This is a genomic window from Nocardia altamirensis NBRC 108246, from assembly GCF_001612685.1.
Classification (GTDB): domain Bacteria; phylum Actinomycetota; class Actinomycetes; order Mycobacteriales; family Mycobacteriaceae; genus Nocardia; species Nocardia altamirensis.
The window spans coordinates 1-18,605 of record NZ_BDAY01000057.1; the positions used below are offsets into that span (position 1 = coordinate 1).

20 protein-coding genes and 1 riboswitch are annotated in these 18,605 nt (G+C 68.2%); of the genes, 12 read left to right on the forward strand and 8 right to left on the reverse strand.

Features of this window, described 5'->3' with window-relative positions; genetic code table 11:
- From ftsL to NA11_RS28310, 5 genes are all read right to left on the reverse strand, one after another.
- Window positions 1–690, reverse strand: a 690-nt coding sequence (gene ftsL / locus NA11_RS28290; RefSeq protein WP_069165069.1) for a cell division protein FtsL, incomplete at its 3' end; no start/stop codon positions are given.
- 301 nt (window positions 691–991) lie between these two features.
- The gene (gene rsmH, locus NA11_RS28295; protein ID WP_069165070.1) at window positions 992–1,966 is read right to left on the reverse strand and encodes a 16S rRNA (cytosine(1402)-N(4))-methyltransferase RsmH; all 975 of its coding nucleotides are present in this window, start codon (window positions 1,964–1,966) and stop codon (window positions 992–994) included.
- A gap of 187 nt (window positions 1,967–2,153) precedes the next feature.
- Window positions 2,154–2,585, reverse strand: a complete 432-nt coding sequence (gene mraZ, locus NA11_RS28300; protein WP_069165071.1) for a division/cell wall cluster transcriptional repressor MraZ — start codon at window positions 2,583–2,585, stop codon at window positions 2,154–2,156.
- Window positions 2,586–3,024: 439 nt separating this feature from the next.
- Window positions 3,025–3,450 (reverse strand): SCO2097 family morphological protein, encoded by a 426-nt coding sequence (locus NA11_RS28305; protein WP_069165072.1) that lies wholly within the window; start codon window positions 3,448–3,450, stop codon window positions 3,025–3,027.
- Window positions 3,451–3,641: 191 nt separating this feature from the next.
- On the reverse strand, window positions 3,642–4,082 hold the full coding sequence (locus NA11_RS28310) for an SAV_6107 family HEPN domain-containing protein (RefSeq protein WP_069165073.1): 441 nt from the start codon (window positions 4,080–4,082) through the stop codon (window positions 3,642–3,644).
- Between the two features lie 172 nt (window positions 4,083–4,254).
- Between NA11_RS28310 and NA11_RS28315 the strand changes: the two genes are divergently transcribed.
- The 5 genes from NA11_RS28315 (at window position 4,255) to NA11_RS28335 (ending at window position 9,422) form a co-directional block, all read left to right on the forward strand.
- Window positions 4,255–4,866 carry a GNAT family N-acetyltransferase gene (locus tag NA11_RS28315; protein ID WP_069165074.1) on the forward strand — a complete coding sequence of 204 codons (612 nt, stop codon included), beginning with the start codon at window positions 4,255–4,257 and terminating at the stop codon, window positions 4,864–4,866.
- 31 nt (window positions 4,867–4,897) lie between these two features.
- Window positions 4,898–6,463 (forward strand): phytoene desaturase family protein, encoded by a 1,566-nt coding sequence (locus NA11_RS28320; protein WP_069165075.1) that lies wholly within the window; start codon window positions 4,898–4,900, stop codon window positions 6,461–6,463.
- Window positions 6,460–7,299, forward strand: coding sequence for a carotenoid biosynthesis protein (locus NA11_RS28325; protein WP_084655141.1), 840 nt, complete (start codon window positions 6,460–6,462; stop codon window positions 7,297–7,299). Before NA11_RS28320 ends, NA11_RS28325 begins: the two co-directional genes overlap by 4 nt.
- 91 nt (window positions 7,300–7,390) lie before the next feature.
- Complete coding sequence (locus NA11_RS28330) at window positions 7,391–8,137, forward strand: LppM family (lipo)protein (protein WP_069165116.1); 747 nt, start codon at window positions 7,391–7,393, stop codon at window positions 8,135–8,137.
- A gap of 100 nt (window positions 8,138–8,237) precedes the next feature.
- On the forward strand, window positions 8,238–9,422 hold the full coding sequence (locus NA11_RS28335; RefSeq protein ID WP_069165076.1) for a glycosyltransferase family 2 protein: 1,185 nt from the start codon (window positions 8,238–8,240) through the stop codon (window positions 9,420–9,422).
- Between the two features lie 54 nt (window positions 9,423–9,476).
- Here the strand turns inward: NA11_RS28335 and NA11_RS28340 are convergent, their stop codons facing one another.
- From NA11_RS28340 to NA11_RS28350, 3 genes are all read right to left on the reverse strand, one after another.
- Complete coding sequence (locus NA11_RS28340; RefSeq protein WP_069165077.1) at window positions 9,477–10,247, reverse strand: hypothetical protein; 771 nt, start codon at window positions 10,245–10,247, stop codon at window positions 9,477–9,479.
- Between the two features lie 212 nt (window positions 10,248–10,459).
- Window positions 10,460–10,885, reverse strand: coding sequence for a tautomerase family protein (locus NA11_RS28345; protein WP_069165078.1), 426 nt, complete (start codon window positions 10,883–10,885; stop codon window positions 10,460–10,462).
- A 25-nt stretch (window positions 10,886–10,910) separates the two neighbouring features.
- The gene (locus NA11_RS28350) at window positions 10,911–11,612 is read right to left on the reverse strand and encodes an SDR family oxidoreductase (RefSeq protein ID WP_069165079.1); all 702 of its coding nucleotides are present in this window, start codon (window positions 11,610–11,612) and stop codon (window positions 10,911–10,913) included.
- Between the two features lie 93 nt (window positions 11,613–11,705).
- On the opposite strand from NA11_RS28350, the gene NA11_RS28355 reads away from it, so the two are divergent.
- The 7 genes from NA11_RS28355 to NA11_RS28385 all read left to right on the forward strand — a co-directional run bounded on the left by NA11_RS28355 (window position 11,706) and on the right by NA11_RS28385 (window position 18,604).
- Window positions 11,706–12,215, forward strand: coding sequence for a winged helix-turn-helix transcriptional regulator (locus tag NA11_RS28355; protein WP_069165080.1), 510 nt, complete (start codon window positions 11,706–11,708; stop codon window positions 12,213–12,215).
- A gap of 122 nt (window positions 12,216–12,337) precedes the next feature.
- Window positions 12,338–12,431: riboswitch (SAM riboswitch) on the forward strand.
- A gap of 188 nt (window positions 12,432–12,619) precedes the next feature.
- Window positions 12,620–13,612, forward strand: a complete 993-nt coding sequence (locus NA11_RS28360) for an amino acid ABC transporter permease (protein ID WP_174567745.1) — start codon at window positions 12,620–12,622, stop codon at window positions 13,610–13,612.
- Window positions 13,609–14,376 (forward strand): amino acid ABC transporter ATP-binding protein, encoded by a 768-nt coding sequence (locus tag NA11_RS28365; RefSeq protein ID WP_069165081.1) that lies wholly within the window; start codon window positions 13,609–13,611, stop codon window positions 14,374–14,376. Before NA11_RS28360 ends, NA11_RS28365 begins: the two co-directional genes overlap by 4 nt.
- A 14-nt stretch (window positions 14,377–14,390) precedes the next feature.
- On the forward strand, window positions 14,391–15,350 hold the full coding sequence (locus NA11_RS28370; RefSeq protein ID WP_245746233.1) for an ABC transporter substrate-binding protein: 960 nt from the start codon (window positions 14,391–14,393) through the stop codon (window positions 15,348–15,350).
- Between the two features lie 4 nt (window positions 15,351–15,354).
- Entirely contained in the window at window positions 15,355–15,879 is a 525-nt protein-coding gene (locus tag NA11_RS28375; RefSeq protein ID WP_069165083.1) for a GNAT family N-acetyltransferase, read from the forward strand.
- Complete coding sequence (locus NA11_RS28380) at window positions 15,876–16,988, forward strand: LLM class flavin-dependent oxidoreductase (protein ID WP_069165084.1); 1,113 nt, start codon at window positions 15,876–15,878, stop codon at window positions 16,986–16,988. The genes NA11_RS28375 and NA11_RS28380 overlap by 4 nt, the downstream gene beginning before the upstream one ends.
- Window positions 16,985–18,604 carry an ABC transporter substrate-binding protein gene (locus tag NA11_RS28385; protein WP_069165085.1) on the forward strand — a complete coding sequence of 540 codons (1,620 nt, stop codon included), beginning with the start codon at window positions 16,985–16,987 and terminating at the stop codon, window positions 18,602–18,604. The genes NA11_RS28380 and NA11_RS28385 overlap by 4 nt, the downstream gene beginning before the upstream one ends.
- Window position 18,605: the final 1 nt, after the last annotated feature.

The following is an 18,605-nucleotide window of genomic DNA, read 5'->3' on the forward strand; positions in this document are numbered from 1 at the left end:
GTCCGGCGCGGGCGGCGGTGCAGGCGCGACCGGGGTCGGGCTCGGCACCGGGCTCGCCGGAGCCGCGTTCACCTGCGCGTTCGCCGGTGGCGGCGCGGTCGGCGTCGCCGGTGTAGTCGTCACCGGCACCACCCGCTCACCACGGGCCTGGGCATTGTTCGCGGGCGGGGGCACCGGCGCCGACGGCGACACGTTCAACGGCGGCACCGGAGGGCCCTGTGCCGGAGTGGGTTTGCCGATCACCGTGACGGTGCCGTCCGGCGCGACGACCAGGCGAGCCGGGTCCTTGGCCGGAATCATGCCGAGCTCGCGGGCGCGGGCGGCAAGGGCAGGCGCGGAATCGGCCGCCTCCACCTCCCGCTGCAGCGCGTTGCGCTCGTCGAGCAGCTTGCGGTTGACTGCCCTGGCGTCGCCGAGTTGGTAGCTGTCCTCCGCGGCGCGGGTGGTCAGCAGCAGCGTGAGCGCGAGGCCGCAGCCGAGCAGCGCGATGATCGCCGTGACGAACCGGATCCGGCCCGCCATCGCCGTCACCGGCTGCTTCGGCAGATCCGGTGTGTCCGAACGGCTTTCGGCGCGGGTCCGGCGCCGCGCATAGGCCCGCTGTGCGGCGCCCGACTTCACCCGGTCGGACTCGTGCACCCGGCGCGCGATGCGCCCCGGTGCCGCAACGGTCCGTGTCCGTATGCTCATTTCGTTGTCCCCTCGTGAGTCTGCGTGGGGCATCCGGCCTCCCTTGTCCAGGCCCCACACCCGGTCTGCCGGAGACACACTCCTCGTTCGTGTCGCCTCCGGCGTGCTGTGCTGGAGGCGGGACACGCCCGCCTCCGTTCCGCCGAAAGAGCGCTCGTACGATCCTGTCTCCAACGGCTGCGTGCGCGCGCGAAAGTTCCGGTCGTCCGGATGAGCACCGCGCGAGGACGACCCATCCGATCCGGTGTCATGCCGGAGTTCCCACACCCCGTCGGCCGGGTGAGCACGCCGCAGCGGTGACTCATCCGACCTCCTGGATCCGTTCGGCCGCGCGCATCCGGACCGGTGCGGCGCGGGGGTTCTCCTCGATCTCCTGCTCCGTCGCCTTCTCCGCACCGCGGGTGAGCATCCGGAATTCCGGTCCCATGCCCGGCAATTCGACCGGAAGGTCGACGGGCGTCCGGGAGGCCGCGCGCGGCGCGAACTCCTGCTTGACCACCTTGTCTTCCAGTGACTGATACGACATCACCACGATCCGGCCGCCGACCCGCAGTGCGTCCATCGCGGCGGGCAGCGCCGCGCGCAGCGAATCGAGCTCGCGGTTCACCTCGATCCGCAGCGCCTGGAAGGTGCGTTTGGCCGGATGCCCGCCGGTGCGCCTGGTCGCCGCCGGAATGGTCGCGTAGAGCAGTTCGACCAGCTCGGCGCTGGTCGTGAACGGCCGCTGCTGGCGGCGGCGCAGCACCTCGGAGGCGATCTTGCCCGCGAAGCGTTCCTCCCCATAGGTTTTCAACACCCTGGCCAGATCGCCGTGGCCGTAGGTGTTGAGCACATCGGCGGCGGTGGGGCCGGTGGTCGGGTCCATCCGCATGTCCAGCGGCGCGTCGACGGAGTAGGCGAAGCCGCGGTCGGCCTCGTCGAGCTGCATCGACGACACGCCGAGGTCCATCAGGATGGCCGAGACCGAGCCGGTGGTGGCAAGCCCGGCCTCGGTCAGTGCGTCGGCGATGCCGTCGTATCGGGTGTGCACCAAGGTGATTCGGTCCGCGAAGGGCGCGAGCCGCGCACCGGCCAACTCGAGGGCGGCGGTATCACGATCGAGACCGACGAGCCGAAGGCCGGGATAGGTGCGCAGAAAGTGCTCGGCGTGTCCGCCGAGACCCAGTGTCGCATCGAGATATACCGCGCCCGGTTCGGTCAGCGCGGGCCCGAGCAGTGCATCGGCTCGACCGAGCAAAACCGGAACATGGCGGGGGCCGTCCTGTTCGCGGTTCACCTCGACCTCCCGGGATCTGCCTCGCTTCGTCGCGTACCACACGCGGGTCGCTCTGTTCCCACTGCTGAAAACTGTTGCTGGAGACGAATGCCCCGTGGTCTCTGACCGAACCTCGGCACCTGGCGTCGGGGAAGTACGTCAGGGTCCGCGTCCGGGCAGAGGCCACGCGGCACTCGTTCGCTCGGGGCTAGAAGATTCCGCCCAGCGACTCGTCTCTCGCTTGCGAGAAGTCCTCCTCGTGCTCGGCGAGGTAGGTGTCCCACGCCTGCTTGTCCCATATTTCGAGGAAATCGACCGAGCCGATCACCACGCAATCCCGTTGCAGGTTCGCGTACCGACGGTGTTCGGCAGATAACACGATGCGGCCCTGGGCATCCGGACGTTGTTCGTCGGTGCCGGCTGCCAGTGCCCGGACGAATGCGCGTGCCTGCGGATTACTCCGAGATGCCGCCGCGGCCCGCCGAGCGAGCGCGGTGAACTCTTCTCTGGGATACACGGCAAGGCTGTGGTCCTGACCCTTCGTGACCATCAACCCTCCCGCCAGATCGTCTCGAAATTTTGCAGGCAACGTCAGTCGCCCCTTGTCGTCCAGCCGAGGTGTGTAGGTACCGAGAAACAACCCGATACCTCCCTAGTCGATCACCTCGATGGTCGGCCTTTCCGGTAGTGCGCGCTCCACATTACCCCACTTTCCCCCACTTTCAATCGAAACCCGTGGTGATCCGGCTCGCCGCTCAGCCGATTTCGCAGGTCACCCCAGCTATCACCCAGGTGGAGAACTTTTTGCGTGTTCTGCCGACACGCACGGTCCGCATGGACAAACGCCCGGAAACACCCAGCAAACACCCAGGTGTGATCGCTTCGAGGCGAAGGTGGGGTGCAGTGGGTGATCACGGTGGGGCGAGGTGGGGAATCTTGGTGGGGGGCGGTGGGGGAAGTGCCACCCACCGACGCGGAGATCACCGGCGACCCGAAAGTCTCCACACGTGAGCCAGCGACGCCGCACCGAATCGGTGCGGCGTCGCCAGCCGTGCTGAAGTTGTCGGGCTACGAGCGAGCTACTCCTGCTCGAACCTTCGCCGGAATCGGTCTTCCATCCGCTCGGAGAAGCCGCCGGACTTGCGTTGGCGGCCACGGCCACTCGTGCCGCCGCCCGGACCACCGGGCGCGGCGTCGCCGCCGGACCGATCACCCTTCGCGATGCCCTTGGAGCTGCCGACCAGCAGCAGGACGCCCGCGGCGAACATGACGATGAAGCCGATCAAGCTGATGATCGGGAAGCCGCCGGGCTTCACTGGTGCGGCGATGCCGGCGACGAGTAGAAACAGACCGAGGACGAACAAGGCCGCGGCCTGGAGTCTGCGACGACTCGAGGTCGAGCGAAGGCGTCCGCCGCGGACGGACGACGCGAACTTCGGATCCTCAGCATAGAGCGCGCTCTCGATTTGTTCGAGCATGCGCTGCTCGTGCTCGGAGAGTGGCACGGTACCTCCCCCGGCACTAGGCGTGGCTGTCGCCTCCGGGTAGGCGACAGATAGCCGACCTTGGCGGCTATCTGTCACCAATGATACGAGTTCGATCAGGGCCGTACCACCTTATGGGCGCAGCCAGACGAAGTCTGTCGCCAGCCGCGCCGGGCCGAGCGAAGCCGAGGCACTCGCCTAGGAGCCCATAACTATGCGGTCATGCCCCCTGTCCACCCCGGGGCCGGGCGCAACCGGGCCGATGCGTTAAGGAGATCTTCGACGTCGTGAAGGAATGCGCCTACCCGCGAATAGAACTCGTCGGCCTCGGGATCGTCGATGTCGCGATCCAGTCCGGCCTCCAGCGCCGCCCTGATCTCCGAGCGCGCACTGAAATAATCAGCCCACATCACGAACTCGGGCGCGGCGCCTTGCATGAGGACCCACGCGTTGCGGGATCGAGCCCGTGGCGCGGTGTCGGCGCCGGTGAGCGCGATCACTGCCCCTGCCCCGCGCAACGCCGCGAGATAGGCGGTCCGGAACCGCTCACGCGGGTCTCGCTCGCCCGCGGCCTCCATGAGCAGGCCATCCGCTCGTTTCAGTAGCTTGCCCGCTCGACCGGGTTGTCCGGGATGTTCCATCCGACCAGACATGTCCCCGTCCCTCCATCATCGCGCACCCGGGGCCAACACCGCCTTGGTGTGACCGAACAGGTATTCGAACGTTTGAATTGAGATTGAATATAGAGACGCCCACCGACAACTTCCGCGCCCGCGCAGTGACGACCCCGTCGCCGCACTCCTGCCCGCCGGACCGACGAGAGCCATGACCGCCGTCAAGCCCAATCACACGCCAGCACCTGTCGTCGTCGACCTCTCCGTCGCGGCACTGCGCTCCCGGCTGCACGACGCACTCGGGGTGTATGTCGCGGCGATGGACTATCCCCGCGGCACCGAACACCACCGCGCGCCCATGTGGACCGAGCACACCACCCGCTCCGGGTGGCAGGCCGTCGCCGCGGTGGCACCGGACGATTCGGGCCTCGTCGATCTACGGTCCTCGCCGATCGTTGCCATCGCCTACGGGTATCACGGCGCACCGCACCAGTGGTGGCACCAGCAGGTGCACAGCGGGATGCGACGGTCCGGCTGGCCGGAACACTCGGCGCGCGAACTGCTTTCGGACTACTTCGAACTCACCGAGCTGCATGTGCACCCGTCGGCACAGGGCCTCGGCATCGGCGCAACGCTGCTCGAACGGCTGCTGCGGGACCGGCAGGAACGGGCGGTGCTGCTGTCGACGCCGGAGGTCGAGCAAGAAGACAATCGCGCGTGGCGGCTGTACCGGCGGCAGGGATTCGGTGACGTGGTGCGCAATTTCGTGTTCGCGGGCGACAGCAGGCCGTTCGCGATTCTCGGACGGCGGCTGCCGCTGTGAGGACGGTGCGGCGCGCCGGCATGGCGGTCACGTGACGGTCGCGGTGGTCGGCTCCGGCCACAATGCGCTGGTCGCCGCCTGTTATCTCGCGCGGGCCGGGCATCGGGTCGAGGTGCTGGAACGCGACGAGGTGCTCGGCGGCGCGGTGTCGACGGTCGAGCGGTTTCCCGGCCATCTGGTCGATCGCGGTTCGTCCGCGCACCTCATGATCCGGCATACCGGGATCATCGAGGACCTGGCGCTCGGCGACTTCGGGCTGCGGTACATCGATTGCGACCCTTGGGGTTTCACGCCCGGTTCCGCGGGGCATGCGCCGCTGATTTTTCACCGGGACCTCGACGCCACCTGCGTATCGATCGCGGCGGCGTGCGGCGAACGGGATGCCGCGGCGTATCGGCGGTTCGTCGAGGTGTGGGGGCCACGCAGCGCGCGGGTGATGCGCGCGTTCGGCGGCGGGCCGACGCCGGGGCGGCTGGTGCGTTCGTTCTGGGGGCTTGACGCGAAGCACGGTGGCAGCGCGCTCTCGCGAGAGTTCCTGCAGTCCGGTGACGCGTTGCTGGACACCTATTTTCAGGACGAGCGACTCAAGGCGTCGCTGGCCTGGTTCGGCGCTCAGTCCGGGCCGCCGATGTCGGAACCCGGCACCGCGCCGATGGTCGGGTTCGCCGCGCTCATGCACACGCTGCCGCCTGGTCGTGCGGTCGGCGGCAGTGGCGCGTTGAGTGCGGCGTTGGTGCGACGGTTGCAGTCCGATGGCGGCGTGGTGACGGCGGGCGACGCGGTCACCGCGCTGCGGCGCGACGGCGACGGCTGGCAGGTGCACACCGCATCGGGACGAAAGCTGCACGCGGACACCGTGATCGCCGGTGCCCATGTGCTGACCACCCTCGAGCTGTTGCGCGGCGGCGGGTTCGACGCCGCGGTACTCGACGACTGGCGGCGGCGCATCCGTGTCGGGCCCGGCATCGGCATGGTCGTGCGAGTAGCCACCAACGCGTTGCCGAACTATCCAGGCAGTTCGGCCGACGAATCCACGCGCGGTCTGCAGTTTCTCGTGTCGGATCGGCGTCAGCTTCGACTCGCGCACGGTGCGGCATCCGCCGGTGAGCTGCCGCCGCGGCCGGTGGTGCTTGCGATGAGCTTCAGTGCGCTCGACCCGAGTATCGCGCCGCCGGGTGAGCACCAGCTCTCGCTGTGGGCGCAGTGGCACCCGTACCGGCTGGCCGACGGCAGCGACTGGGCCGGGCACGCCGACCGTGAAGCCGATCGCATCATCGCCGAAGTCGACTCCTGTGCACCGGGTTTCGCCGACTCGGTGCTGCGCAGGCATGTGCAGACCCCGGTCGAGCTGGAACGGGAGCTCGGACTGCTCGGCGGCAATGTGATGCACGTCGAGATGTCGCTGGACCAGATGATGCTGTGGCGACCGCTGCCCGAGCTGTCGGGGCAGCGCGTGCCCGGCGCACCCGGCCTGTATTTGACCGGCGCGTCGACGCATCCGGGCGGTGGCGTGTCCGGGGCGAGCGGGCGCACCGCCGCCGCCATGGCACTGCGCGACCTGCGACGTCGTCGATTCTCGTTGCCGCGCAGGCGATGACATCGATCCCGCGGCACACTGTCCGCCCGCCGGTGCGTGCGGTGGTGCCGCTCATCAGCGCCGCGCTGCTGATCCTCGCCCAGATCGCCTACCCACTGACCTCAGGTGCGGCCCGCGACCGGGTCACGGTGCTCGTCGTACTCCTTTCGGCGGGTACGGCATTGGCGCACGCGCGAGCGACCCGCGGCATTCGGTACGCGGTCGGGTTCGCCGTGATCGTCTCCGGCCTCGGCCTGCTCGCCGAGATCGTCGGCACCGCAACGGACTTGCCGTTCGGGTGTTACGCGTACGCGGTGGACCGGCTCGGACCTGCCATGAGCGGAGTGCCGCTGGTGGTACCACTGGCCTGGACCGGCGGGCTGTATCCGGTGTGGGTGGTGGCCGGGCTGATCGCCCGGCGGGTGCCGTCGCGGATCGGGTTGTTCGCGGTGGGGGCGGTGGGCTGGGACCTGTTCCTGGATCCGCAGATGGTCGCCGACGGGCAGTGGGTCTGGTGCGACACCGACTCCGGACTGCCCGGTCTTCCCGAAATCCCGTACACCAATTATCTCGGCTGGTTCGCGGTGGCACTGCTCATGGGAGGGCTGCTCGCGGTCTGGGATCGGGCGGCGCCCGATGCGACGACGTCAGTAGGGCTCGACAGAATCGGACCCTTTCCGACTCGGATCGCCGTGCCGGTGGCGGTATTTCTGTGGACCTGGCTCGGCTCGACCCTCGCGCACGCGGTATTTCTCGGCCTCCCGTTTTCGGCCTGTTACGGCGGCATCGGGCTGAGCATCCTGGGCATTCCGCTGCTGCGCAGGCTCGTCGCAGGCCCGACTCGACAGGACGGGTAGCGACATCGCGACCCGCGTTCCGCCCGTCGCGTGGGCACTACGAGGGATGGCCTGGCACGATGTCTGCGTGCAGCCGAGTCCCATCACCACGATGCCCGATGCCCCGGTCCTATCGCCGCCGCGGACACCCCGTCTCGGACGGCGGATCGCCGCGGCCGTTCTGCTGGCGGCGTTGCTGGTCCCCGTGCTCGCGGGCTGCCTGCGGGTGCAGGTGTCGATGGGTGTGTCGTCGAACGACCGCGTGTCGGGGCGGATCGTCGCCGCGGTCGTCCCCGCCGACCCCAAGGACAAGGGCCCGCAGCTGAAGGCGCCGGACTCGTTGGCCGCGAAGGTGCGGGTAGAGCCCTACACCCAGGACGGGTACGTGGGCAGCCAGGTGTTCTTCGAGGACATGTCGTTCGGTGAGGTCGCGCAGCTCGGTCAGCTGTCCGAGCAAACACAGGGCATGTTCTCGCTCCAGTTCCAGCGGGCCGGCGATCTGGTCAGCCTCAACGGCCGCGTCGACCTGAAATCCGTACCGCCGCACGGCTCCGACGTGCAGTTCACCGTCGCCTTCCCGGCCCGCGTCGCCAAGACCAACGGCAACCGCGAGGGCGACAACATCGTGTCGTGGAAGCTGCCGCCCGGCGACGTCTCCACGCTGCGTGCCGAGGTCAGTTACGCCGACCCCAACACCCGCTCCTTCGCGGGCTGGGCAGGCATCGTCGGCGGCATCACCCTCGCCGTCGCGGCCATCATCGCCGCCATGGCGTACATGGACCGCAATCCCCCGGCGCCGGGCGCACCCACCGGGCTCTCCTGGAGTCGTTGGTGGCGTTCGGTCAAGCAGAGTCGCTGAGCCTGTTCGCTGAGCGCCCCGTGATCGCGGGGCGGAGCGCGAATGCGTTGTGCGCCAAGGTAGTCGGTGCCGCGTGGATCGACATCGCAGGATCGCTCGGATGAGCGTGGCCAGGGCGGGCGCCTTGCGCGTAACGCAGATCGGCGCCGGCATCGCGGTGTCAGGTGCGGCCATCACCTTGTACAACCGGATCACGGTGCGGCGGTTGACGAATCAGCCTGCCAGCGTGATCGAGCCGGTGACCGTGTGCGTGCCTGCGCGAAACGAGGCGACACGGCTGCCGTGGTTGATCGCTGACCTGCGGGCACAGCGTGGGGTCGCGCGGATGACGGTGCTCGTCCTCGATGACGCCTCGACCGACGACACCTTCGCCGCCGCGACCGCGGCGGCCGCTGCCGATCCCCGGATCACGGTGTTGCGCAACGACACCGAACCCGCGCCGGGCTGGACCGGGAAGGCCGCCGCGTGTGCGCGGCTGGCCGAGGGAGTTTCGACACCGTCGCTGATATTCCTCGATGCCGACGTGCGACTGGCGCCTTACGCGATCGCGGGTGCGGTCACCGCGTTGCGCAGGCAGCGGGTGGCGCTGGTGTCGCCGTGGCCGCGACAGCGGGCCGAGTCCGTGGCCGAGGCGCTGGTGCAGCCGCTGCTGTGCTGGTCATGGGCAGCGAGCCTGCCGATCTCCGTGGGCAATCGGAGCTTGCGGCCATCGACCGCGGTGGCCTGCGGCCAGTTTCTGGTGTTCGACACCGCCGCCTACCGCGCCGTCGGCGGGCACGCCGCGGTCGCCGCCAGTGTCACCGAAGATCTCGATATTGCTCGAACCCTGCGCCGGGCCGGACAGCACACCGTTCTCGTTGCCGCGGGCAGCCTCGCACATACCAGGATGTACACCGGCGCCGCCGAAGTCGACGCCGGCTACACCCGCTGGCTCTGGTCCGCCTACGGCGGCACCCGCATCGGCGGTGCCGCAGTGGGAATCTTTGCTGCCCTTGGCTATTGGCTGCCACCGCTGGCGGCCGTCCTTGGTCACGGTGCGGTCCGGCGCGCCGGCCTGCTCGGCTACATCGCCGCAGTCATCGGCAGGCTACTCGCCCGTTCGACCGAGACCGGCGGCCCGCTCGCAGGCGCCGATGTGGTTGCGGCACTGGCCCACCCATTCTCCGTCGCCGCCTACCTGCGGCTCTGGGTGCGTTCCCATCGGGCTCGGCGGCGCGGGGCATTGCGATGGAAGGGTCGTGTTGTCGATACCGCGGGTGTCGGCGCGCGGCTTGCTTCGGACTGACTCGCTTGCCGACCTGGACCGCAGCTGCGTCGAAAACGCCGTCCGGTCAACGGCTTACGGAACGTCGATCACACCAACGGTCGGTAGAAAGAAGCAGGGCACGCCACCGTTCTGCACCGTGCCGAAGACCGCGGCGAGCACGGTGCCCGATCCGGTCTGGACCGGCACCGCACGAATCCCGCCCATCGGCATGGCACCGAGGAAGAAGTCCTGAATCACCCGCTCGGCCATGGGCCGCAGCGCCGGCGGGACCTCGGCGGGAACCATCGTGCGGACCACATCGGACAGCAGCCCCATCGGCACCAGGCCGTACTTGCTTGTGCTCGTGTTCAGCCAGGCGACATACATACCCGTGGTATTCGGCCCATCGGGCCTGAGCCCGTACGGCAGAAAGCTGAACATGGTCTGCCCGGCCTTGACTGCCGTCAGATCGAGTCCAGGAATCGGGATCGTCGTCTTGGGCCACGGCCCAGGCACCGCACCGGCCACCGCGGGCGCGAGCCCAAGTGTGCTGCCCGGCAGACAGAACGGCGCGGCCGTCGGATACAGAAACGGCTGCATCCCGAACGCCCGCAATGCATCGACCGCGGCCTCATAGAGACCGAACAGATCCCCGGCCCCACCTCGTCCGCCCTGAACCGGCCTATCCCCCACTCCGCCAGGCGAGTTGGGTGTAGCACCCCCAGGCGCCACCGGCGCAACACCGGCGGGTGGCGCAAGCACCCCACCGTCCGATGGGCCAGGCGCCGCACCGGCAGCAGGCGCGATGACCATCAGCGCGAGTGCACCGACAGCGGACAATACGGTCGAGCGCAGCACGGCCATGGAGACCTCCTCGTCGACACAACCGATGCCTGACGGTACTCCGGCAAACTCGCTGAACTGCCCGTATTGCCGGTGGCAAGCTCCTGGCGTGTCGCGGCGCCCGCCGTCAACAGTGCAGTCGACGACCATCCGCATGCCAACCGTGCGACGCACCGTCAGGGGATGCGCCGAGTGGACAACCCGGGCCGCTGATCGTCAGCGCCGTGTCGTCGTCAGTATGCGGACACCGAGTTCTGTTCGACCCAGCGCTTTTCGGCGTCGGAACCGCCCGGCGGGGGCACGACACCGTTGATCATCCAGAGGTCTTCGCTGGTTTCGTCGGCGTGAAACTCCCAGTGCAGGTCGGGATCTCGTTCGAGGAAGGGGTGCACGATGCTTTTGATCCACTGAGTCGTTCGCCGGCGGCTTTCCTGATCGGGGTTGCGGCGAGCGATGTGGTCGATGGCGATGCGAACCCCGGCCGGGGTTGGTTCGCCGCCGACGTAGAAGTTCTCCGGACGGACTTCGTGAAACAGGGTCACCACATAGAACCTCGGCAGGCCGACCGATTCGTAGTGGTCGGCGATGCGAGCGGCGAGCCGGTGTTTGTCGGTGTCGGTGAAGGTTCCAGGCGTGTGATGAATTGTCCACAGTGGCATGGTTTTCGGTGCTCCTCTGGTGATCTCAGCGGGCGGCAGCGAAGATCAGCTGCTCCACCGGCCCGGAGAGGGCTGCTTTGACGTCGACGGTGACGGCGTCGGCCAGCACTTCGGTGTGGCCTGCTTCGAGGCCGTCGAGGATGCGGGCGGCGACCTCGACGGGCGTGACCTTCGGCGCTTGGATCGCCGACACCATGTCGGTGTCGATGAATCCCGCATGGACGCCGACGACCTGGGTGTGCTGCTGTGCCAATTCGATGCGCAGCGAGTTCGTCACCGACCACGCGGCGGCCTTGGATGCCCCGTATGCGCCGCTGCCCGCCAGCCAGGACAGCACGGAGTGCATGTTCACCAGCGCGCCGCCGCCGTTGGCGGCCAGGATCGGCGCGAAGGCCCGCGCCACGCGCAGCGTTCCAAAGACATTGATATCGAAAGTCTCAGTGACCCTGTCGAAGTCGCCCGTCAGCAACGAGCCCGGCAGCAAGGCCCCTGCGTTGTTGAACACGAGCTGGGTGTCGGAGGCGAGCTCCGCAAGCGATGCGACCGAGTCTGCGGAACGCACCTCGAGTTCGGCAGTGACCACCTCCGGCCTGCCGTCGACGTAGGCCGAGCGCGCGGTGGAGTACACCTTTCGCGCCCCACGCGCCAACAGTTCATCGACCAGCGCCGCGCCGAGCCCACGCCTGCCCCCGGTCACCAGAGCCGCCTTGTCTTGTATCGCAACCACGGCAATCTCCCATCTCAGTAACGATGACGTTAGTTAGATACAAGCACGGGGATGCTGCATAACGCAAGCGTTAGTTACAATGGCCGGGTGGCGATGGAGTTCGAGAAGCAGCTGCGCGATCGCGACGCGTGGTCGGTCGGCGACGGCTGTTCGGCGGAACGGGTGCTCAGCCTGCTCAGCACCAAGACGGTGTTTCTCGCGATTCGGGAATGCTTCTACGGCACAACACGATTCGAGGACTTCGTCGCACGGATCGGCACGTCGGCGCCCGCTGTGTCACGGGCGCTCAAGCAGCTCGAATCCGCCGGGATCGTCACCCGCGTGCCGTATCGCGAGCCCGGCAAGCGGATCCACGACGAGTACCGGCTGACCGAGTCCGGCGAGGACATGCTGCCGGTGTTCCTGTCCCTGATGCAGTGGGGCGACAAATACCTGCAGGACAGCCGCCCACCCCTCGCCTTCATCGACCGCGATACCGGGCGTCCCCTGAAGGTCAGGGTCACCGCCGAACCCGTGCGGGAGCCGTCCTCGGACGACATCGAGATCCGGTTGAACCCCGCCCTCCGGCGCCGCGCGCGGACCCCCGACCGCGACGAATTCTGAGCGACCGCCCGCTGTGCGACAAGGGCTACGCTCACGGTGATTAGTTCCCTTGCCTAAGGGTTCGGCCGCTGGGCATGATAATTCGGCTCGACCCTGACATCGTGCGGTGTCCGGATCGGCGGCAACCATCCAGAGCGACCGAGAGACCTGGCTCGTCGACGTCGCAGCAACCCCCCGTACAGCGGGTGCGGGTGCTTCCGCCAGGACCGATGGAGGAACCGACATGGTCATCGAAGCTGTCCGCGGCATCCGGTGGGGACGCCGACATATCGACCAGTGCAAGGTGACGTCCGCGAGCTGTCGGGGCTGACCGCAGCCAGACAGTGCACCCGTCGCTGGCCGGGTGAGGTGACCGCGGCCCGATGAGGGGCGGTCACATTTCGTTCTTCCGAAGGACCTACGCCATGAGTGCGTCTGTCGCACCTGATGCCGCTGCCGAGCTGGCGCCGGACGAGCCCGCCCCACCACCGCCCGTCGCGACAGCCACGCCGACGGTAGCCAAACCGTGGCACCCGTGGCGCTGGGTGATCAGCGCCGTCGCGCTCGTCCTGCTCGCGCAGTTCATCCACGGCCTTGCCACCAACCCCGGCTGGGATTGGCCGACCTTCGCCCAGTACATCACCGCGAAATCGGTGCTGTCGGCACTGCGGGTGACGCTGGAGCTCACCGCGTGGGGCACCGCCCTCGGCTTCCTGCTCGGCACCGCCCTTGCCATCGCCAGGCTCTCGAACAATCCGGTGCTGCGGGTCATCTCGTGGAGCTACATCTGGGCGTTCCGCTCGATTCCGCTGATCGTGCAGCTGCTGTTCTGGTTCAACATCGCCTACCTGTACAACACGCTGTCGATCGGAATTCCTTTCGGCCCAGCGTTTTTCACCTTCGAGGTGAACGGGGTGATCAGCGGGTTCACCGCGGCGGTGATCGGGCTCGCGCTGCATCAGGCCGCGTACTCGGCCGAGATCATCAGAGCAGGCATCATCTCCGTCGACGCGGGCCAGCTGGAAGCCGCTGCCGCGCTCGGCATTCCGCGGGTGCGCCAGTTTCGCACCATCGTGGTGCCGCAGGCGATGCGGTCGATCCTGCCGAACGCGACCAACGAGGTGATCAGCCTGTTCAAGGGCACCTCGATCGTGTCGGTGATGGCGATCGCCGAACTCTTCTACCAGGTCCAGGTGATCTACGGCCGCAACGGCCGGGTGGTGCCGCTACTGATGGTCGCCACCGCCTGGTACATCGTGCTCACCACCGTGCTCTCGGTCGCGCAGTACTACATCGAGCGGCACTACGCCAAGGGCGCGCAGCGCACACCGCCGCCGTCGCCGCTGCAGCGCGCCTGGCAGAAGCTGCGCGAGATTGCCGAAACCGGTTCCGCCGCACCGCGCGGAGCGACCCGATGACCGCGGCAGCCGCCGTCGAGGTGCGCGGCGTTCGCAAAGCCTATGGCGCGCACGAGGTTTTGCGCGGGATCGATCTGACCGTGCGGTCCGGCGAGGTGGTCACGGTGATCGGCCCGTCCGGCTCAGGCAAGTCCACCCTGCTGCGGGTGGTCAACCATCTGGAGCCACTGGACGCGGGCACCGTGCACATCGACGGCGAGTTGATCGGTTATCGCCTGCGCCGCAACACCTTGCACGCCCTACCCGACCGTGCGGTGCGCAAGCAGCGCGCCAACATCGGGTTCGTCTTCCAGCAGTTCAACCTGTTTCCGCATCTGCCAGTGCTCGACAACGTCACGCTGGCACCGCTTTCGGCGCAACGGCGCGATCGCAAGGAGGTCGAGGCCGAGGCGCGCGTGCTGCTGGCGCGGGTCGGCATCGGCGAGCTGGCCGACGCCTATCCGCGCACGCTGTCCGGCGGGCAGCAGCAGCGAGTGGCGATCGCCCGCGCACTTGCCTTGCGGCCAAGAGTGATCCTGTTCGACGAGCCGACCTCAGCCCTGGATCCGGAGCTGGTCGGCGAGGTGCTCGACGTGATCCGCGGCCTCGCGGACGGCGGCACCGCCCTGGTGATCGTCACCCACGAGATCGGCTTCGCCCGCGAGATCGCCGACACCGTGGTGTTTCTCGACGCGGGCGTGATCGTCGAGCAGGGCACGCCCCAAGCAGTCCTCGACAATCCGCGCCACCCGCGCACCCGCGCGTTCCTTTCCCGAGTCCGCTGATGAACAGGTACCCGATGAAGCTCTCTGCCCTGGCCACCGCCGCCGCGACCGCGGTCGTGCTGCTGGCCACCGGCTGCACCGACCAGGAGGCGGACACCACGTCCCAGACCGCCGGTGCGATCACGTTCGACCTCTCCGCCGCCCAGACCGGCCGCGTCCGCGCCGCCAAGGTGGACAGCATCGCCGCCGAAGTGCCGCAGGCCATTCGGGATCGCGGCACGCTGGTGGTGACCGGCGCCTCCGGCACCGCGCCGCCGCTGCGCTTCTACGCCAACGACGACAAGACCGTGGTCGGCTCCGAGGTCGATTTCGCCTCGCTGGTCGCCGACATTCTCGGGCTGAAACTCGATGCGCAGGTGGCGGATTGGTCGCAGAACTTCGTGCGGATCGATTCCGGCGAGGTCGACGCGTTCATCTCCAATGTCACGGTGACCGAGGAGCGCAAGGAGAAGTACGACTTCGCCACCTACCGCAACGACACCGTCGCGCTGGAGGTGCCGAAGCAGAGCACCCTCGACTATCAAGGCCGTAAGAGCCTTGCCGGCAAGCGGATCGGCGTCGGCACCGGCACCAATCAGGAGCAGCTCCTGGTGAAGTGGAACGAGCAGAACCGCGCCGAAGGTCTCGCGCCGATCGACATCGCCTACTTCCAGCAGGTCAGCGACTACTACCTGGCGCTGGCCTCGCAGCGGCTCGACGGCTACATCGGGCCGAACCCGACCGCGATCTACCACTCCACCACCACGAATCAGACCAAGATCCTGGCCACCTTCTCCGGCGCGGGCGAGGAACTGCAGGGTGAGATCGCGGTGCTCACCAAGAAGAACAACGGGCTGGTCACCGCCGTCCAGCACGCGCTGGCCTACGCCATCGAGCACGGCACCTACCAGCAGGTGATCGCGCGGTGGGGTCTGCAGTCCGAACAGGTCACCGCGTCGCGGATCAATCCGCCCGGCCTACCGAAGAAGCGGTGAGCCGGTGACCCAACAGCTTTCGCGACCGGAGCTGCGGGTGCACCTCGTTGCCCAGAGCGATCCGCTCGCCGCGCCACTGCTCGCCGAACTCGCGGTCGAATACAGCAACCGTTACGGCGGCACCGCAGGCCAGATGCACGCGTCACTGACCGAATACCCGGCGGCGGAGTTCGCGCCACCGCACGGCGCGCTCCTGGTCGTCACCAGAGCAGGAGAAGCGGTGGCAGGCGGTGCCTTTCAACGCTACGACGCGGAAACCGCCGAGCTGAAACGCATCTGGACGTCGCGGGAACACCGCAGACAAGGCCTCGGCCGCTACGTGCTCCAGCAGCTGGAGGCCGAGATCGTGCAGCGCGGCTACCGGCGCATCTATCTCACCACCGGGCCACGCCAGCCCGAGGCCGTCGCGCTGTACCTCGCGACCGGCTATACCGCGCTCTACGACCCGGCCGTGCCCGCCGACGAGATCGGCCCGCACCCGTTCGAGAAGCACCTGTCCCGTACCGACGATCTGGGGGCGATCGTATGAAGTTTCTGCTCTTCACCCTGGTTACCCGAGTGCCGGATCCGACGACGGGACGCCTCCCCGGCACCAGGGAACGGCTGCGCAATGTCGTCGAACAGGCCAAGCTGGCCGAGGATCTGGGCTACGACGGCTTCGCGGTCGGCGAGCGGCACGAAGATCCGTTCCTGTCCGCCGCGCCGCCGGTGATCCTCAGCCATCTCGCCGCGGTCACCTCCCGTATCACGCTGTTCACCGCGGTCACCACGCTGAGCCTGCTGGACCCGGTGCGTGCGTTCGAGGACTACTCGACGCTGGACAACCTGTCCGGCGGCAGGCTGGAGCTGATCATCGGCAAGGGCAACGGCGCGGCGCAAGCCGAGCTGTTCCACGTCACCACCGACGACCAGTGGGATCGCAATCGCGAAGGCTACGAACTGTTTCGGGCGCTCTGGGCCAGCGACAGCGTGACCTGGTCCGGCCGGTTCCGGCCGGAACTGAAGGCGGCGAAGGCGCTGCCGCGGCCGTGGCAGCCGAAGATCCGGATCTGGCACGGCAGCGCGACGAGCAGAGACTCGGTGGAACTTGCCGCACGCAACGGTGATCCGCTGTTCTCCGCGAACGTCACCAACCCGATCGAGCCGTATGCCGAACTGGTGCGCCACTATCGGGAGCGCTGGGAGTTCTACGGCCACCGGCCGGAAGACGCACTGGTCGGGGCAGGCACGGCCGGATTCCATGTGGCCCGCACATCCCAGCAGGCGCTCGACACCTACCGTCCGATCTTCGAGGCACGACTCGCGTTGGCGCACAAGCTCGGGCTGCCGATCGTGTTCGAGACCCTCGACGATTTCGTTGCCCGCAGCTCGGCCCTGGTCGGCAGTCCCGAGCAGGTGATCGACAAGGTCGGGCGGCAGTACGAGCAGTTCGGCCACGAGGTGATCCACCTGTCCGCCGAGCGCGACGGCCGCCCCGAGATCGACTACCTGGACAGTCTCGCGCTGTTCCAGACCGCGGTGGCGCCGGAGTTGCGCCGCCGCATTCCAAGCCGCCCCTTGGCCACCGGCGCCGATGCCGCCGAGCTCGACCCGCGCGACGACCTCGTCCGCACCGAAACCTCTGGAGTAGCACCGTGATCCGAACCAGCCACCGAATCCTCGCGCTGGCAGGCGCACTGGCCGCCGTCGGCGCCGTCGCCGCCTGCGGCACCGATTCGGCCGCTCCCGGCGGTGACGCAGGCCCGCCCAAGCCGGGCGGCACCTTGCGCTACGGGCTTTCGCAGGCGCCGACCTGCTCGGATCCCGCGCAGTCCGGCACCAATCAGACGCTGTACGTCTCCCGGCAGATCGTGGATTCGCTGACCGACCAGGACCCGAAGACCGGCGAACTGAAGCCGTGGCTCGCGCAGAGCTGGGAGGTGACGCCCGACGCGAAGGTCTTCACGTTCAAGCTGGCCGACGGCGTCACCTTCAGTGACGGCACGCCGCTCACCGCGGATTCGGTGCGCAACACCTTCGATTCGATCGTCAAGCTCGGATCGGCGAAATCCCCGCTCGGCGCCAGCTATCTCACCAACTACGTCGGCACCACCGCGGTGGACCGGTTGACCGCGCGGGTGGAGTTCAACAAGCCCAACGCGCAATTCCTGCAGGCGTCCTCGACGACGCAGCTCGGCATCCTCGCCGACGCCACCACCGCCAAGCCCGCCGAGCAGCGCTGCCTCGGCGACAACATCGGCAGCGGCCCGTTCACCTACGCGAGCTACCGCCAGGACGCCTCGGTGACGCTGGCGAAACGCGCTGGCTACCAGTGGGGTTCGGCGGTGTTCGGGCATCGCGGCGAGGCATACCTCGACAAGATCGAGTTCACCGTCGTCCCCGAATCCGGCGTGCGCACCGGCAGTGTGGCCTCGGGACAGCTCGATGCGATCAGCGACGCGCTGCCACAGGACGCGCCGCAGATCGAGGCGGCAGGCGGGCGGGTGCTCAGCACCGCCAATCCCGGTGTGCCGTTCGGCTTCCAGCCCAACGTGACCCGAGGACCGTTGCGCGATCCGGCCGTTCGCCAGGCCCTGCTGCCTGCGATCGATCGGAAGCAGTTGGTCGACACCGTGCTCGGACCCCAGTTCAAGCCCGCGACCAGCACGCTGGCCAGCAGCACGCCCGGCTACCAGGATCTTTCGGCACAGCTGGCCTACGAGCCCGCGAAGGCGCGCACCATCCTGGATCAGGCGGGCTGGGTGCCGGGTGGCGACGGCATCAGGGTGAAAAACGGTGAGCGCCTGTCCTTCTCGGTGCTCTTCAGCCAGGTGTTCGCGGGCAATCAGGCGATCATCGAGCTGGTGCAGCAGCAACTGCGCCAAGCCGGTATCGAGCTGAAGCTGGATCTGGTGTCCGTCGCGGAGTCGACGGCGCGGCAGAACGCCAAGGACTTCGACAGCACCTACTACAACACCACCCGCGCGGACGGTGACATCCTGCGCACCTCGTTCGGCCTCGACGGCCGCAATCTCAATGTGCGCGGCCGCATCCCGGCCCTGGACGACGCGCTCGACGGACAGCTGAGCACCGTCGACGGCGGCACCCGCACCGGCCTGGTCCGCACGGCGCAAACGCAGGTGCTCGATGCCGGACTGTGGATTCCGACGGTGGAGCTGTCCCAGGCGATCGGCGTCGGCGCCGCCGCGCAGGACCTGAGGTTCGAGGCCTCGGCCCGGCTGCAGTTCTTCGACGCCTGGCTGAGCCGGCGGTGAC

Coding starts and splice junctions, on each gene's coding strand:
- NA11_RS28365 (WP_069165081.1), top strand. CDS start 13,609: ATGACCGCGGCAGCCGCCGTCGAGGTGCGCGGCGTTCGCAAAGCCTAT.
- NA11_RS28345 (WP_069165078.1), bottom strand. CDS start 10,885: ATGCCACTGTGGACAATTCATCACACGCCTGGAACCTTCACCGACACC.
- NA11_RS28310 (WP_069165073.1), bottom strand. CDS start 4,082: ATGTCTGGTCGGATGGAACATCCCGGACAACCCGGTCGAGCGGGCAAG.
- NA11_RS28380 (WP_069165084.1), top strand. CDS start 15,876: ATGAAGTTTCTGCTCTTCACCCTGGTTACCCGAGTGCCGGATCCGACG.
- NA11_RS28360 (WP_174567745.1), top strand. CDS start 12,620: ATGAGTGCGTCTGTCGCACCTGATGCCGCTGCCGAGCTGGCGCCGGAC.
- NA11_RS28330 (WP_069165116.1), top strand. CDS start 7,391: ATGCCCGATGCCCCGGTCCTATCGCCGCCGCGGACACCCCGTCTCGGA.
- NA11_RS28315 (WP_069165074.1), top strand. CDS start 4,255: ATGACCGCCGTCAAGCCCAATCACACGCCAGCACCTGTCGTCGTCGAC.
- NA11_RS28340 (WP_069165077.1), bottom strand. CDS start 10,247: ATGGCCGTGCTGCGCTCGACCGTATTGTCCGCTGTCGGTGCACTCGCG.
- NA11_RS28370 (WP_245746233.1), top strand. CDS start 14,391: ATGAAGCTCTCTGCCCTGGCCACCGCCGCCGCGACCGCGGTCGTGCTG.
- NA11_RS28335 (WP_069165076.1), top strand. CDS start 8,238: ATGAGCGTGGCCAGGGCGGGCGCCTTGCGCGTAACGCAGATCGGCGCC.
- NA11_RS28355 (WP_069165080.1), top strand. CDS start 11,706: ATGGAGTTCGAGAAGCAGCTGCGCGATCGCGACGCGTGGTCGGTCGGC.
- NA11_RS28325 (WP_084655141.1), top strand. CDS start 6,460: ATGACATCGATCCCGCGGCACACTGTCCGCCCGCCGGTGCGTGCGGTG.